Annotated in this window: 9 protein-coding genes and 1 pseudogene; 9 read left to right on the top strand and 1 reads right to left on the bottom strand. The window is 43.0% G+C overall.

All coding sequences use genetic code 11. The features are described from left to right. Positions 1-6: 6 nt before the first annotated feature. The 5 genes and pseudogenes from NXV01_RS02750 to NXV01_RS02730 all read left to right on the top strand — a co-directional run bounded on the left by NXV01_RS02750 (position 7) and on the right by NXV01_RS02730 (position 7,736). The gene (locus tag NXV01_RS02750) at positions 7-2,601 is read left to right on the top strand and encodes a TonB-dependent receptor (protein ID WP_309569291.1); all 2,595 of its coding nucleotides are present in this window, start codon (positions 7-9) and stop codon (positions 2,599-2,601) included. A 49-nt stretch (positions 2,602-2,650) separates the two neighbouring features. Continuing rightward, on the top strand, positions 2,651-4,090 hold the full coding sequence (locus NXV01_RS02745) for a RagB/SusD family nutrient uptake outer membrane protein (protein ID WP_259021663.1): 1,440 nt from the start codon (positions 2,651-2,653) through the stop codon (positions 4,088-4,090). Positions 4,091-4,107: 17 nt separating this feature from the next. Next, positions 4,108-4,785 (top strand): annotated as a pseudogene (locus tag NXV01_RS02740) (hypothetical protein); the annotation flags it as partial. Positions 4,786-4,984: 199 nt separating this feature from the next. Next, a complete protein-coding gene (locus NXV01_RS25880) occupies positions 4,985-6,013 on the top strand; it encodes a DUF4091 domain-containing protein (RefSeq protein WP_409012914.1) in 1,029 nt (342 codons plus the stop codon). Between the two features lie 13 nt (positions 6,014-6,026). Next, positions 6,027-7,736, top strand: coding sequence for a DUF4091 domain-containing protein (locus tag NXV01_RS02730; protein ID WP_259021661.1), 1,710 nt, complete (start codon positions 6,027-6,029; stop codon positions 7,734-7,736). Positions 7,737-7,857: 121 nt separating this feature from the next. Here the strand turns inward: NXV01_RS02730 and NXV01_RS02725 are convergent, their stop codons facing one another. Beyond that, positions 7,858-8,457 (bottom strand): DNA-binding protein, encoded by a 600-nt coding sequence (locus tag NXV01_RS02725; RefSeq protein WP_258978622.1) that lies wholly within the window; start codon positions 8,455-8,457, stop codon positions 7,858-7,860. A 419-nt stretch (positions 8,458-8,876) separates the two neighbouring features. On the opposite strand from NXV01_RS02725, the gene NXV01_RS02720 reads away from it, so the two are divergent. The 4 genes from NXV01_RS02720 to NXV01_RS02705 are packed head-to-tail and all read left to right on the top strand — an operon-like array spanning position 8,877 to position 17,051. Then, complete coding sequence (locus tag NXV01_RS02720; protein ID WP_195650226.1) at positions 8,877-12,302, top strand: TonB-dependent receptor; 3,426 nt, start codon at positions 8,877-8,879, stop codon at positions 12,300-12,302. Between the two features lie 20 nt (positions 12,303-12,322). Beyond that, positions 12,323-14,056, top strand: a complete 1,734-nt coding sequence (locus tag NXV01_RS02715) for a RagB/SusD family nutrient uptake outer membrane protein (RefSeq protein ID WP_259021660.1) — start codon at positions 12,323-12,325, stop codon at positions 14,054-14,056. 19 nt (positions 14,057-14,075) lie between these two features. Continuing rightward, positions 14,076-14,867, top strand: a complete 792-nt coding sequence (locus NXV01_RS02710; RefSeq protein ID WP_148365575.1) for an endonuclease/exonuclease/phosphatase family protein — start codon at positions 14,076-14,078, stop codon at positions 14,865-14,867. Positions 14,868-14,894: 27 nt separating this feature from the next. Continuing rightward, entirely contained in the window at positions 14,895-17,051 is a 2,157-nt protein-coding gene (locus tag NXV01_RS02705; protein WP_259021659.1) for an alpha-N-acetylglucosaminidase, read from the top strand. Position 17,052: the final 1 nt, after the last annotated feature.

Here is a 17,052-nt window from a genome sequence, read left to right as displayed (position 1 = left end):
GCCGGGGTGCAGGTGGTGAATAATGATGCCTCACCCAATTCCAGTATTTCTATCCGGATTCGTGGTGTAAATTCAATCAATGCCGCAAGTGATCCTCTCGTTATCATCGACGGTATGCAAGGCGGTTCGATGTCGAATGTGCATCCGAATGATATTGAGTCGATTGAAATTCTGAAAGATGCCTCCGCTACTGCAATTTACGGTTCGAGAGGAGCCGGCGGAGTTATTCTGATTACAACTAAAAAAGGCGGCAGCCAAAAACCGACTATCACGTATAATGTATTTGGTGCCCTTCAGCAGGTACGCAAAAAACTGGATATTATGAATGCCTCGGAATATGCGCAATACATTAATACGAACAGGAAGGTGAGAAAACTGCCTGCCGTATTTGACGATGTGTCTACTTTTGAGAATAATAGTACGGATTGGCAGGATGAGATATTCAGAACCGGAGTAACCCAAAACCATCATCTTAGTATCAGTGGAAAGTCGGGTATCATCTCGTATAATATTGCCGGAGATTATCTGGGAGCCAAAGGAATCGTTATCAACTCAAAATACCAGAAAATGTCGCTGCGTTCCAATCTCACTATCGACCTGAATAAGAAAGTCAAATTGAATCTGAATACATTCTTCTCTTCTTCTAAAGATAATCCGACAGTTCAGAATGCCCGTGATGCTTACGGAAGCCCTATTTATGCCACTCTGAACTTTGCACCGACAAGACCGGTCTATGAGAGTGACGGCAGTTACTCCCAGCCGGGAGGTGGCTACGGTTCGAATACGGAATATAATCCGGTGGCGCTTGCCAATGAACAGACGAACGTATATCATCAGAAAATGAATATCATTAATCCTGAAATAGTCATTCAGTTGTTTAAAGACCTCAAGTTTCAGTCGTCCGTTTCCTGGCAGATGTCCGATGGTGAAAGTGACTGGTATTATACTGAAAAAGTGATTAATGGAGACGAATCAACGAGAACTGCCAGCATAAGTAATGATAAGTGGATGCAATTCCAAAATACCAATATGCTGACGTACGACCATACATTTGCAGGTAAACACCATTTGATTGCTACTGCGGTACTGGAACAGCAATTGTCTAAATCTACTTCCAGCTATGCCTCTTCCAAAGGCTTTTTCACGAATGAGAAATTATATAATAATTTGGGACTCGGAAGTGAAACCATTCAGCCCGGTTCTTACAGAGCCGATCAGACTCTTTTATCCTATATGGGACGAATCAGTTATACCTATTCCGACCGCTATTCAGCTACGCTGACCATGCGTGCAGATGGTTCGTCCGTATTTGCAAAGAATAATAAATGGGGATATTTTCCTTCTGCCGGACTGGCGTGGAATATTTCCAACGAGAAATTTCTGAAAGACGTTTCTTCAATAGATAACCTTAAATTGAGATTGAGCTATGGAGTCGTTGGCAATCAGGCTATTTCTCCTTATCAGTCATTGGATCTGCTGGTGACAGGTTCTAAGGCGGCCTATGCATTTGATGGCGAAAAATTGCATCAGGGTGTTTCACTGTCCACTTTGGCGGGAAACTCGAATCTGAAATGGGAAACTACCAAACAGTGGAATGCAGGAATTGACCTTTCTTTATTCAAAGGCAGGCTCAACCTTACTGCCGATGTCTATCGGAAGATTACCTCGGATTTATTATTTGAAAAACAACTGAAAATGGCTTCCGGACAGGCTACTCAACTGGTGAATGCCGGAAAGATTCGTAATCAGGGAGTTGAGTTGGTTGTGGGTGGAACACCTGTGCGGGTGAAGAACTTTGAATGGACTACCAATCTGACTTACGCTGCAAACCGGAGTGAAGTGTTGGCACTCAATGAAGGAGTGGACGAAATGATTCTCGGTGGAGCCGGTATGCCCGGATTCTCGGATGCGGTTCGCCTGGAAGTAGGGCAACCTATCGGACTGGTAAAAGGTTTCAGATACGATGGAGTATGGAAAAGCAGTGAGAAGATTCTGGCTGGTGCATACGGCGTCACTCCCGGTTCACCCAAATATTTTGATAAAGACAATAACGGGGTGATAGATAGTGAAGACATGGTGACAATAGCCAAGACCTTGCCGGACTTTACTTATAGCTGGAGTAATAGCTTCCGGTATAAAGACTTGTTCCTGAATGTCTTGATTGTAGGAGTGCAGGGAAATGATATCGTGAATCTTGGCAAGTTTATGTTGGAAGGAGGTTCGGACGGAATCGGCAGGAATCTACTGAACCGCTGGACGCCGGAAAACGAAAATACGAATATTCCGGGACATGATGTGTTGGGAAATCAACGGAATTCCAGTCAGTGGGTAGAAGACGGGTCATATGTCCGGGTGAAAAATATTACTTTCGGTTATAATTTGCCTTCTAAATTCCTGAAGAAATTGAAGATCAATGCGGTGAAAGTATATGTAACCGGGACGAACCTGTTGACTTTCACCAAGTATTCGGGATTTGACCCCGAAGCCAATAATGCTTCCAGTATCGCTTCCGGCAATAATTCGGGACCATTCACCGGTTTTGATATGGCTTCCTATCCTTCCCAGAAACAGTATGCAATCGGTTTGGATATTACTTTCTGATAGTGTTGGCAAAATGAATTAAAGAATGATAATCAAAAAGATAGATATTATGAAACTTATGAAAAATATAGGACTACTTTCTTTTTTATGCCTGATAATCCCGCTGACCGTTTCATGCGTGGATTTAGACGAGAATCCACCGTCGGACTTATCCCCAGAGAACTTTTATACGTCCGAAAGCGAGTATAATGCAGCCTTGACGGGTATTATCAAAGCTCTTTACTCCGATTGGTCAGGGTTCGATTATGGCTATGACCTTATTCTTGCGTCCGGTGCGGAAGATGTCCGTTCTGATGCGGACCTGTTTAAGAATTTCGATCGATTGATCCCTAATGACCGGGAAATAGTCATTCATGATTTCTGGATGAAGTGTTATCAGGCCATTTCCAATGCCAATGCGCTGATTAGTAAACTTCAGAATGCGAAAGACATCTCGGTGGAAAAACTCGATGCGCTTGAAGGACAAACACGATTCTTACGCGCTTTTACCTATTTCTATCTGGTACGCTTTTTCGGTCCTGTGCAGGTGACGACTTACGAAAATCAAAATGATATTGAAAACGTGAAGCAGTCGAGTGTAGCTGAAGTTTATGATGCAATTCTTGACGACTTGACGATAGCCGAAGTTAAATTACCCCTGTCGTTTTCAGAAAAGAGCAGACCGACAAGGGGAGCTGCCAAAACATTGATGGCTAAAGTGTATCTGACGATGACGGGATGGCCGTTGAATGATAAATCCTATTATGTGTTGGCCAGAGATAAAGCGGCAGAAGTGATGGATGATAAGTATGGCTATGACTTGGAAAATGATTTCGCGGATTTGTGGAAACAATCCAATAAGTTGAAATCAAAAGAGTTCATTTTCACTTTCTACGGTTCTGTTGCAGAGGATGGAGTGGCCGGAAGTCACATGGATTTGGCAACAAGATATTTTGGAAATGGCGAAGGCGGATGGGGCGACTATTTTAGTGAAACCCGCTTCTTTGACGCTTTTCCTGAAGGACCGCGGAAAGATGCTACTTTCACTTCCGTATTTGCCGACGGTACAACTTTTACAGAAGCCGGTGTTGAGCCTTTTATAGCCAAATATCGAGATGGAGGTCGTAGGGTGAATACTTCCAGTGAAGGCTTCCGCCCGATGTTGCGTTTTGCCGACGTTTTACTGATTTATGCGGAGGCTGCCAATTATGTGAATCATGGGCCGGACGAGGCGGCATTAGACGCATTCGACCGGGTGTATAGCCGGGGACGTGGTGAAAGTTCTCCATACACACTTAGGACATCTCAAAATGAATTTGACAGAGCTATCTTGGAAGAAAGAGCATGGGAGTTTGCTTGTGAAGGAGATAGATGGCATGATCTTGTCAGAAAAGAGATGGTAGTTGCGGCTAATGCCGAGCGGTTTCCGACAGTGAAGGAGTCTGCCAGGTTATTGCCTAAGCCGGGTACTGAAATTATTCCGGGTATCCTGGATCAGAATGAGTATTAATCAAATCTATTGAATAGATGAAAAATAGTATTAGTTTAAGTATATGCGCGTTTTGTGTGCTCGTAGCCCTATGTAGCTGCGGGCAAACGCAATCAGGTGGAACGGTTCGCAATCAGGTAATGGATCCGGTCACCGAAATACCCGAATGGCTGAAAGTGACAGTGGAGTCGGCATTACCTTCGGATTCATTGAATGTATGGATACCTACCGGAGAACTTGCGACGTCGTCATTGATACGAGTTCCCAGGTTTCCTGCACCCAAACATGAAAATGATAAATCTCCTTCACCGTTTGATATTCAGCCGGTTGATTTCTCCGCCATTCATTCAATCACAGGCGTGCGCAACGAGCAGCAGTCTTTCCAACTGTCGGTTGCGTCTGTCCATGAACTTACCGGGCTTTCTGTCAGAGTAGGGGATTTAATCTCGGAAAAGGGGGATACGCTGGATGCCGGACATATTAAAGTCAGATATGTCCGTTATGTGCCGGTAGAACGTGCCCGGAGCGAATACACATGGACGGCCCGTCAGGAAGACGTGTATGGAGAGGAAGTGAGTGGGACAGGTTCGCCGGATGTAGTGGCCGATCCTTTGATGGAGCTGGAAGCGGTAGATGTGCCTGCCTATAGGGCGCAGCCGGTCTGGTTTACTGTAGAGATTCCGGAATCTGCCACTCCTGATATTTATCGTGGAAAACTTGTGATTCATACGGACCAGTATCAAGAGGTTGCCCTAAATCTCGCTGTGAATGTACTGGAACCTACGTTACCGGCCCCAAAGGATTATAGTTTCTTTTTGGATTTATGGTTCAATCCCAATGCGATAGCTGTAGAGAAAGGGGTGGAACCGTGGTCTGAAAAAACATTGGGAACTGATAGACCCCTATCTGGAAGATTTGGCGTCAAGAGGAGCGAAAACGATTACAACCACTATTGTGCCTTATCCCTGGAAGGTAGACTGGCTGGCAGGAAGCCAACGTTCGCAGACGTACATCGGTTATCCCGCTATGATTACCTGGCTATTGGATGATTCGGGAAAATGGAGCTTCGATTACTCAGTTTTCGACCGTTTTGTAGAGACGTGTTTCAAACATGGGATTGACCGCCGTATAGATGCGTTTTCGCTGTCTCCTTTCAATCACAAGACAGATCGTCGCGAAGTTATTTATCGTCATAAGGAGACGAATGCTGCGGATACGTTATATTATGACCAGTTTGCTCCGGCGTATAAGGAAATATGGAAATCTTTCCTGCGTGACTTCGAAAGTCATCTGACCTCAAAAGGATGGCTGGATAAAACCTATTTGAGTTTTGATGAAAGTCCGCACGAGGTGATTGAATCGATCTTGGGTATCGTAGGCGACAGTGCCCCTGTATTTCTGCAACAATTCTCAATAGCCGGCAGGAAGGAAGCCTCCGCATTGGCAAAGTCATTCTCGCTGTTTTATTCTTTCTTGCCGGAGAAACTGACCGGGGATGACGAAACCACTGCCTGGTTGCAGGACAGGAAAAAAGATCCGGATAAGATCACGAACTTTTATTTGTGCGGAGATCCTGCGCATCCGAATACTTTGACCTATTCTCCGGCTATTGAGTCAAGAATGATCCCTTGGCTGGCGGCTCATTACGGGCTCGACGGATATTTGCGATGGGCATATAATAGCTGGTCTGATAAAGATCCGTACAACAAACCCGTTTTCAACTTTATTCAGGGTGATGATTACTATATTTATCCGGGGGAAAATGGCCCTGTCAGCTCCATTCGCTGGGAACTGCTGAAAGAGGGTATCGAAGACTTTGAATTACTTAAGATAGTAAACTCTACACAGAAAAAAGAGGCAATTGACATGGCTGTGAGAAACCGCGACGGGCGCCAGAAATCTGTTACGGATTTTGAAAATGCCAGGAGACTGCTCATTCAATAATAAACTGACTGAAATGAAAAAATATATGATTTTAACTGCCATATTCTGTTTGTTGATTGCATTTCCCGGTTGCGGGAGCGATGATAAAGACACCCCTAATGGTGGAGTGGTGGAACCTCCGGTGGAAGTGCCCCAAACAATGAAGGGCTCATTTGAGAGCAAGTATAAGCGGTATGCGCAAAGGGATAAACATGAAGGCCAGAGCTCATCCGATAAGATTGTAACTCAATGGCGAGATACCGTTTGGAGAAACGAACGTGTACATACCCAAATTATTCTTTGGGCAGAGAAGAACGTGAAAGGGATCACTTATCAGGTGAATGACTTGAAGTGCGGCGGCCAAACGCTCTCTTCTTCGAATATCCGTTTGAGATTTCCGACCTATGTGTTGGGGGATACGAAAGCTTTGGACTGTGGCTCGCAGACTTCGCGTCAGTCGGCATATATTGCAGATGCGTTGTCGGAGCAGCAAGTTACCCAAATTTCGTCAACTGACCCGACAAAGGTGTGGGTGACGATTGATGTACCCAAAAACACTTCGCCCGGTTTATATGAAGGGAGCATTGACGTGAAGCAGGAAACAGGAGAAAAACTTTCTTTCAATATCCAGCTTCTTGTGACGAATCATGTCTTGCCGGATGTGAAAGACTGGACATATCATTTGGATATATGGCAATTCCCTTTCCAATTAGTTACTTTGTGTGGGAAAAGTGGCAACGAGGTGAAACCTTTTTCTCCGGCTTATGAATCTTTGATGTCTTCTTTCTATAAGATGTTGGCCGATGCAGGTCAGAAGGCTGTTACGACCTATATCAAAGATGGTGCGTTTCTGGAAGGGCAGACAATGATTAACTGGAATTTGAATGAGGATGATACATGGAGTTTTGACTATACTAATTTTGATAAATTTGTAGAATTCATGTTCTCTTTGGGAATTAATAAACAGATAGACTGCTTTTCTTTAGTAGGCTGGAACAATTCAATAGGGTATTTTGATAGATCGAGCTCAAGTCACAAGACTAAAAAACTGCCGATAGGAACAGATGAGTACAATGAGGTATGGACAGCATTTCTCACTTCATTTCGTGCACATCTGATATCTAAAGGCTGGTTTGATAAAGCTGTTTTGTTCCTTGACGAGGCACGCGACGAAGAAACCCGGCAAGTGGTAAATCTTATCAGGCAAAATGGCTCGGATTGGAAGATAGGTCTGGCAGGAAGTCGTATCGCTGCTGATATTGAGAATGAACTCTATGATTATTGTACACTTTTAGGCTATGAAAGGGCTTCAACTAATCATATCTCAACCTTCTACACCAGTTGTTCGCAGATGTTTCCTAATAATTATGTATCCAAGGAGACATCTCCTGCCGAAATGGTATGGATGTCATGGTATGCTGCTTCAAAAGGATTAAATGGTTATCTCCGGTGGGCTTTTGATTATTGGCTAAATACTGACCCCCTAAATATACAGGATGGAACCAATACTGCCGGAGATTTCCATATGATTTACCGCACGGACAACACGGCTTCGAGCAAGGCGGTAGCCAGCATCCGTTTTGAAATGCTTCGTGAGGGTATTCAGGATTATGAAAAGATTAAAATATTATTTGTGCCGGCTTTGGATACTGCTGTAAAGAGCGTAGATGTAGCCAGTGGCCGGATAGCAGAAAAGACAATACTTAACACACAACATATCCTTAAACAAATCTCAGCAAATTGATGAAAAAATGTTATTGATGTTTTGCAGCTGCTAATTATTAGCGGCTGCAAAATTGTTATATGATGGTTTTGTTTGAATAATATTCCACCTCCTAATATATTCTGCGAAGAGTATTTGGCTTCTATTTCTTTAAATATACCACCGTCTTTCCTCCTCCGTATTTTCGTATAATTCCCTCTTTTAAATAGGTATTTAACAGCCCCGTTGCTTTGTATCGACTTATGCTGGCTAGTCTCGTGAAATCAACACAAGTGATGCAACCTTGTTCATCCAGATGTTGCATAAGGATGTTACGGCATTTGTCTTCATCGGGATTGCCATTGCTTCGGTAAGGTGATTCCATGCGTTCCAATGGTAATGGCTCCATGTTCTCACGGAATTTTTTGTTGATGCGAAGGTTCACTTTATTCAGGTGGATGGAAGGAGAGCGGATTTCTTTCTTCTCCATTACCGGATGGTCGCATTTCAGCGATAAGGAGAAATAACCTAATTCTCCGACTTCCACAATCCAGCCTTGTTTCAACCAATGTTGTAATTCATCGGTGACTGCTTGCAAGCATCCTTCAATGGTGGCCTGACTGAAGCCGTTGCTTTTAGATACTAATTCAATAAACTTCTTAGCATCAAGAGTTCCCGATGGAATCACTCGTGCGTGAAGTGGTTGCTGCTCATCCTTTTTTTGTGGGTTGCCACTGGCATAAAGATCGTAATAAACACTCATGTCTTATTTTGTTTTTAGTTATTCAGTAAATATTGTCTCCGGCTGCATAATTTTATTCGTTTGACTATAGTCATTTAAAACGTAGGCTATAGTGCTTCTTTTATTTGACTATACTCTAACGAAAGAAACACTATAGTCAAATGAATTAATTCGTGCACTCAAAGGTACTAATTATTTCAGGTAAAGACACTAATTTATGCATTAAATGAGAAAATACTATTTACCCCTCTCTATTTTTGCTTTTAAAAATATACTTTTAAAGTGTTTTCTTTCTTTTTTATCAAGTATGGATTGATTTCCGGCAAATTCTCTCATATTTTTCCAATTAAGATTCATTAACTTATTTGCCGTAATACTTTTTAATATCTCTTGTGTATTAGCTAATAGATATCGAACTATAAACTTTAAAGACTAATATTATGGAAAAAGATTCTCCTTTTTCATCCACCGGCAGAAGGTGTATTGTAGCCCTAATGTGCATATTTGTCACAGCTCTTGTTTATGCACAGCAGCAAAAAATATCAGTTAGTATCAAAGAGCTTCCTCTTAAAGAAGCTATCAGTCAGATAGCAGAGAAGGCATCGATGAATGTAGCCTATAGCAAAGAATTTGTAGATACGAGTAGGAAAGTGTCATTGGAGGTGAAAAACACAGATGTAAACAAAGCATTAACTCTTTTGCTAAAAGGGACTAACATTGGGTTCCGTTTCCTGGATGACAGCATTTTATTTTATAATAAAGAATATCAAAATAAAAACACGTCCGAACCTGTTGATTCGCAAGAGAGTAAGAGAGAACTGTATGTGAAAGGTAAAGTTACTGATGAGAATGCGGAACCGATAATCGGAGCCACCGTGTCTGTAAAAGGATCGACTACGGGTACAATAACCGATATCAATGGTCAGTATTCCATCAAAGTACCCTATGGAAGTACACTTCGGTACTCATACGTCGGTTATCGTGAAGAAAGCATCATAGCGAAAGAAACGACAGTAAACGTAGTGATGAAAGAGAATGCTGTCAGCTTGGAAGATGTAGTAGTTGTGGGCTATGGCGTACAAAAGAAAGTAAACGTAACAGGTGCTGTATCTATGGTTAAAGCAGAGGCTATTGAGAACAGACCTATTACTAACGTAACTACGGGGTTACAAGGGTTATTGCCCGGAGTTAGCATCGTTTCTTCTTCGGGACAGCCGGGTGCTGTGCCCAGTATCAATATTCGTGGTACGGGAACCATCAACAGTAGTACAGCACCTTTGATCTTGATTGATGGGGTAGCTGGGGGAGACATCAATTTATTGAATCCTTCGGACATTGAAAGTGTATCAGTGCTGAAAGATGCCGCCTCATCAGCCATTTATGGAGCACGTGCCGCCAATGGTGTTATTCTTGTAACTACTAAAAAGGGAGAAAAGAAAGAACGGGTAGTATTCCAATATAACGGATATGCCGGATTTCAGACTCCCACAGCATTACCGGAGCTTGTTAACGGAAGGGAATACATGGAACTCTCCAACGAAGCCATGAGTGCTGCCGGATTTTCCAAACCTTATACACAAGAGGCTTTCGATAAATATGATTCGGGACTGTACCCCAATGAATATTCCAATACTGACTGGATTGACGAAATATACAAAAGCCGGGCTTTTCAGACGGGGCATAATGTGAGTGCACGGGGTGGAAGCGAGAAAACCGGATTTTTTATGTCGTATGGTTTCTTGGATCAGGATGGGCTGATTGTAGGTGACGGATATAGTTCCAAAAGACATAATGCGCGTATCAGTGTAAACACAGAAGTGTACAATCGTTTGAAACTGAATGGGCAGATGAGCTATGTCGATTTCTACAAGAAGGACTTAGGTTATAGCGGCACATCAGGGGTATTTCGCCTGTCACAGCGTATGTCTCCGCTACTTCCTGTCAAGTGGCAAATTCCTGACGAAAACGGCCGGATGGTAGATAGCGAGAATTGGTCGTACGGTTCGGTGCGTAACCCCTTGCAGGTAGCCTATGAGTCGGGAATGGAAGAACGGAAAACTCGTGTGCTCAATGGAATATTCAATGCAGATCTCAAAATTATAGACGGATTGAATGTCGGTATGCAGTATTCTGCTAATATATACACCCGCCAGGTGGATGAGTTTAACCCGAAGATGTTGTCTTATTACTCGGACGGTAGCCCGTTGAAAGCAAATGAAGATGCCAAGGACTATATTTCCCAAAGCCATCTCGACGTTATGACCCAAACGTTGCAATTCACCCTGAACTTTAATAAAACCATAGGACGCCACGAGTTGGGAGCGTTGTTGGGATTTTCGCAAGAGTGGGAAAACCGAAGCACATTGGGTGCTACGCGTGATAATGTGATGGTTGAAGATATTCACGTTATCAGCGCCGGAATGATTAATTTCATGAATAGCGGAACAAAAGATGAGTGGGCTTTGCGCTCTTACTTTGGTCGTGTCAACTATGCTTTTGACGGTAAATATCTGTTTGAAGCCAACCTGCGTGCTGACGGAACTTCAAGATTTGCCAAGGGCAATCGTTGGGGATATTTTCCATCGTTCTCGGCAGGATGGAACTTTTCACGTGAAAAATTCATGGAGTTTGCTACTTCGGTATTGAACTCGGGTAAGCTGCGTGCTTCCTGGGGTGAATTGGGAAATCAAAATATTCCCGGTAATTACTACCCCTACTTGTCACCTATCATTACCGAGGAGTCCTATCCTATCGGAGCTTCTAATACACCTGTTATGGGACTTTGGCAGAACAAAATAGGTAATCCCGATATCAAGTGGGAAACCATCCGCATGATTAATTTTGGAGTAGACCTTAGTTTTTTGAGTAATAGACTGAATGTGGACTTTGATTGGTATAAGAAAGAAAATATTGACGCGTTGGTTCGTCCCGATGTTCCGGCTATTGTCGGGGTTTCCAGCAGTAACGTGGGCTATGTCAATCTTGGTAAGATTGATGTCAAAGGATGGGAACTCAATTTGTCATGGCGTGATAAGATCGGAAATGTAAATTACAATCTCGGGTTCAATCTGTCGGACGCCCGTAATAAGATCACCGATTTGGGCGGAACTCCGGAGTCCCTGACCAGTACGGCTTCCGGTTCGTATCGTCGGGTAGGTGATCCGATAGGTGCTTTCTATGGTTATCTTACGGATGGGTTGGCACAAGTGTATGATTTCGAATCGGTGAATACAACTACAGGTAAGTATCAGAAACCAAAGTTCCCTCTTGTTGCCTCACAAAATGGCATTGTACAGCCCGGAGATATTAAGTATCGGGACATCAGTGGTCCTGACGGTGCTCCCGACGGGGTGATTGATGACTACGACAAAGTGGTATTTGGCGAGAAAGAGCCCCATTACACCTATGCAATCAAGGGTGGTTTGGAATGGAAAGGTATAGACTTCAGTTTCTATTTGCAAGGTGTAGGTAAAGTTGCCGGTTACCTTGAGGATGAGGCTCGGCATGCATTTATTAATGACTACTCGATCCCTAAAAAAGAACATCTTGACAGATGGACGCCTATGAATCCAAATGCTTCTTATCCCAGACTTTATCAGTCGCAGGAGCACAACAGGCTCTTCAGTGACTATTGGAAAGAAGATGCATCGTACTTGCGTCTGAAGAATATTCAGATAGGTTATCGTTTTCCTGCCCGGATGGTGGCACCTCTTGGCATTAATAGTCTTAGAGTATATGCTTCGGCAGATAACTTGTTTACTAAAACCAATTACTTCGGGGCTTATGATCCGGAAGTGAGGACCACCAGCGGAGATGTCTATCCGCAAGTAAAAACCTATGTTTTTGGATTATCAATAACATTCTAACCTATTAAACGACTATAAAGATGAAATACTCAAAATACTTTTTAATCATTGCTTTATTTGGTATAGTTACCTCATGTAGCGATTTCCTGGATAGAACGAACCCTAACGAGCCGGATAATGTAACATTCTGGGTAAATGAAGAGCAGCTTAAAAATGCTTTGCCACCCTGCTATGAAGCTTTACAAAAGGACTATCTTGTGAATTGGAGCGAATCGACGGCCGAAACAGTTATGTGGGGGAATATTACCAGTGGACTAAGTAAGGTTTCGGGAGGCAAGCACTCTTATACTGACGGTTTTCCTTTCACTACCTATTGGACAGGAGCGTATAGCTATATTTATCGCTGCAATAATTTTTTAGACAATTATAATAAAGCTCAAGTGGCTCAAAACAAAAAAGACGTTTATGCTGCAGAAGTAAAAACTATCCGGGCACTTATGTATTTTTACCTCACGACATTTTGGGGAGATGTACCTTGGGTAGGAGAAGTTATCCAGCCCGAAGATGCATATATCGAACGTACTCCCAGAGAGAAAGTCATTGACCAACTTGTCGAGGATTTGAAATGGGCGGCAGAGCGCATGCCTGAAGAAAGGTATACAGGCGATAAACTGGGAAGACTTGACCGCTGGGGCGCTTTAGCCATATTGGCACGTATCGCCTTGCAGAACGAAAGGTGGGAACTGGCTGCAAAAACGAGTGAATATATCATCGAAAACAGTCCCTATGGCCTTTATGAATACGAAAAACTATTTCATCACGAAGGGGATGTCGAGAATGATCCGAAGAATATCGAAGCCATCGTATATAGCCTTTTTGTACCCGAAGTCCGTACACAAAGTCTGCCCAATGAAACTTGTAGCCCGACAGACTATATACGTCTCAATCCAACGAAGTCGTTGGTAGATGCTTATCTGTGTACAGACGGTAAACCGGCAAAAACCGGATTGGAATATTATAAAAAGATTGGTGTGCAGACCTCATCATTATACAAGTCGCCTGAAGAGCATTATGCTGATTATTTCCAAAACCGGGATCCTAGAATGAAGATGACTTTATATGCTCCGGGTGACAAATGGCCGGGAGGAGATGACGGTGACCCTGATACAGATAAGGCCAACGAGATATTTAATCTACCTCGTTTTGCTTCATTACAAGATAATAATCGTGTGGGGGCAAATAGCCGTACAGGTTTCTATCTGAAAAAGTATAACGATATTGATTTGGCCGGCTCAAGTGTAGGTGGGCACGGTAATCTCAATGTCATCCGTTTTGCCGAAGTCTTGCTGATTTATGCGGAAGCCACTTTCGAACTACAAGGTAAGAAACTGACACAGACACAGGTTGATTACTCCATCAACAGACTTAGAGATCGTGTGAATATGCATCGTATGAACCTTGACGAACTTAGTGCATGGGGGATGGATCTCGAAACTGAATTGAGAAGAGAACGTCGTATTGAGTTGGCAGGTGAAGGTACAAGATATGCCGATGTGATGCGCTGGCGTGAAGGTGAACTTCGTTTTGGACGTGCCATCACCGGTCCCAGCCTGAAAGTATGTATGAACGATTTGGGTGCCAACCCATATCCCGATACCGGTGTAGATGAATTTGGCGATGTAATCTACGAAAAGTCTACCGCAGAAGGTGGAGCACGCTACTTCGACGCAACGAAACATTATTTGTGGCCTGTGCCTAATCCCGAACGTCAGAAAAATCCTCTGTTGGGACAAAATCCAGGATGGGAAAAGTAATCATTAAAAAATAGAAACCATGTATTCAATGAAGAAATATTTATTATTGTTTTTATGCCTGACTTTGGGCGTTGCCTATGCACAAGACACTCTACGAGTGCGGGTAATGACATATAATTTGAGATTTGGCGAACTGGCATCTTTAGAAGAACTTGCTCATCACATCAAATCCTTCAAACCTGATTTTGTGGCGCTTCAGGAAGTGGATAGCAAAACAGACCGTAAGCGTACCCCGCATCAGAAGGGGAAGGATTTTATATCCGAACTCGCCTATTATACGGGAATGTTTGGGCTTTACGGAAAAACGATTGATTATTCTACCGGTTATTACGGTATTGGAATGTTAAGTAAATATCCATATATTTCTGTTCAAAAGACAATGCTGCCCCATCCGGTCAAAGAACATGAGAGACGGGCTATGCTAGAGGGATTATTCGAAATGGGTAATGATACTATTGTTTTCACCTCTACGCATCTGGACGTTAACTCTCAAGAAACACGGGCGGAGCAAATAAAATTTATTACCGGGCATTTCAAAAATTATAAATATCCTGTAATTTTGGGAGGCGATTTCAATGCGCGTCACTACTCCGAGGCCATACGTGGTATGGATAGTTGGTTTGCCGCGAGTAACGATGATTTTGGAATGCCGGCATGGAAACCTGTGATTAAAATAGATTACTTGTTTGCTTACCCGCAAAAAGGATGGCGTGTGATTAGTACACAAACTGTCCGGTCGCTTTTGTCAGATCATTTACCGATTATTACGGAACTGGAATATGTGAAAGAAGCATCGAAAAAGAAATATTGATACTCACTTATAACATTTTGATTTTTTATGATACATACGATAATCAAGTATTTATTAATTTCAACAACGCTTTTTTTCTGCTCATGCCACAAGCCTAAGACGGATATTATCACCCCCGCCAAGCAGTTAATAGAACGTCAGATTGGGGAAAGAGCAAAGTCTATCCACTTTGAATATATCGAACCATCCGAAGGTAAAGATATATTTGAAGTGATAGCAAGCGACGGCAGGCTTACTTTAAGGGGAAGTAGCTCCGTTGCTATTTGTTACGCTTTTCATACGTACATGAAAGAAGCTTGTAAGAGCATGAAAACATGGAGCGGTGAACATCTAACATCAGTGATGCCGTGGCCCGATTATGAATTGTATGAACAAGTGTCCCCTTATGAGTTGCGTTACTTCCTGAATGTTTGTACATTCGGCTACACTACTCCTTACTGGGACTGGGAGCGTTGGGAAAAGGAAATTGACAGGATGGCTCTTTATGGTGTAAATATGCCCTTGGCTACAGTGGCCAGCGAAGCTATTGCTGAACGGGTGTGGCTGCGTATGGGATTGACCAAAGAAGAAATCCGTGAATTTTTCACAGCTCCTGCACATCTTCCTTGGCATCGCATGGGTAATCTGAACAAGTGGGACGGTCCCTTATCTGATGCCTGGCAACGTAACCAAATCGGCTTGCAGCACCAAATCCTGACCCGTATGCGCGAGTTGGGAATGCAGCCCATAGCACCTGCGTTTGCCGGTTTCGTGCCGGAAGGATTCGTACGGAAACATCCCGATACACAATTCCGGCATATGCGGTGGGGTGGTTTTGATGAACAGTATAATGCCTATGTACTGCCACCGGATTCGCCTTTCTTCCAAGAAATAGGTAAACTGTTTGTCGAAGAGTGGGAAAAAGAGTTTGGAGAAAATACTTATTACCTGTCGGACAGTTTTAACGAAATGGAACTACCTATAGATAAGGAAGATAAAGAAGCGAAATACAAGTTATTGGCCGAGTATGGAGAAACGATTTATAAATCAATTACAGCCGGAAACCCTGATGCCGTTTGGGTTACACAAGGATGGACATTCGGATATCAACATTCATTCTGGGATAAAGAATCGCTTAAAGCCTTGTTAAGCAATGTACCTGATGATAAAATGATTATCATTGATTTGGGCAATGATTATCCCAAATGGGTATGGAACACCGAACAGACATGGAAAGTACACGATGGGTTTTACGGAAAGAAATGGGTATTCAGCTATGTACCCAACTTCGGTGGGAAAAATACAATGACAGGAGATCTGGGCATGTATGCTAGTTCCTCGGTCAAAGCGTTACGTGCTGCAAATAAAGGTAACTTGATTGGGTTCGGTTCTGCCCCTGAAGGCCTCGAAAACAATGAGGTTGTTTACGAACTGTTAGCCGATATGGGGTGGACTTCAGACAGCATTGATCTGGACGATTGGATGAAGATATACTGTGAGGCCCGCTATGGGGGATATCCCGATGCTATGAAAGAAGCTTGGAAACTTTTTCGGAAAACAGCATATAGTTCTCTCTATTCATACCCCCGTTTTACCTGGCAAACCGTAGTACCCGATCAACGGCGGATCAGTAAAATCGACCTTAGTGATGATTACTTGCAGGCTATACTTTTGTATGCCAGTTGCGCTAACGAACTGAAAAACTCTGAATTATACAGAAACGACCTCATTGAGTTTGTTTCGTATTATGTAGCGGCTAAAGCTGAAAATTTTTATAAGCAGGCGCTGAAAGATGATTCGGAGAATCGTGTTCTCGCAGCGCAGCGTAATCTGCAACAAACTGTTGATTTGTTGATTGACGTTGACAGGCTGTTGGCTTCTCATCCTTTATATCGATTGGAAGAATGGGTGGAACTTGCACGTAATAGCGGAACAACTCTTCAGGAAAAAGATGCTTATGAAGCAAATGCCAAACGCTTGATTACAAGTTGGGGTGGTATTCAGGAAGATTATGCTGCTCGTTTCTGGAGCGGGTTGATTAAAGATTACTATATTCCTCGTATACAGCTCTATTTCACAAAAGACCGGAATAAAATTCGAGAATGGGAGGAACAATGGATTACATCTCCCTGGAGCAACAGTACAACTCCGTTTGATGACCCGGTCAAGGCTGCATTGGGTTTAATAGAGAAAACAAATAAGTGAT

Origin of the sequence: Bacteroides sp. BFG-606 (assembly GCF_024788145.1) — a bacterium.
GTDB classification, from domain to species: Bacteria; Bacteroidota; Bacteroidia; order Bacteroidales; family Bacteroidaceae; genus Bacteroides; species Bacteroides vicugnae.
This window is presented reverse-complemented; position numbering and strand designations above follow the sequence as displayed.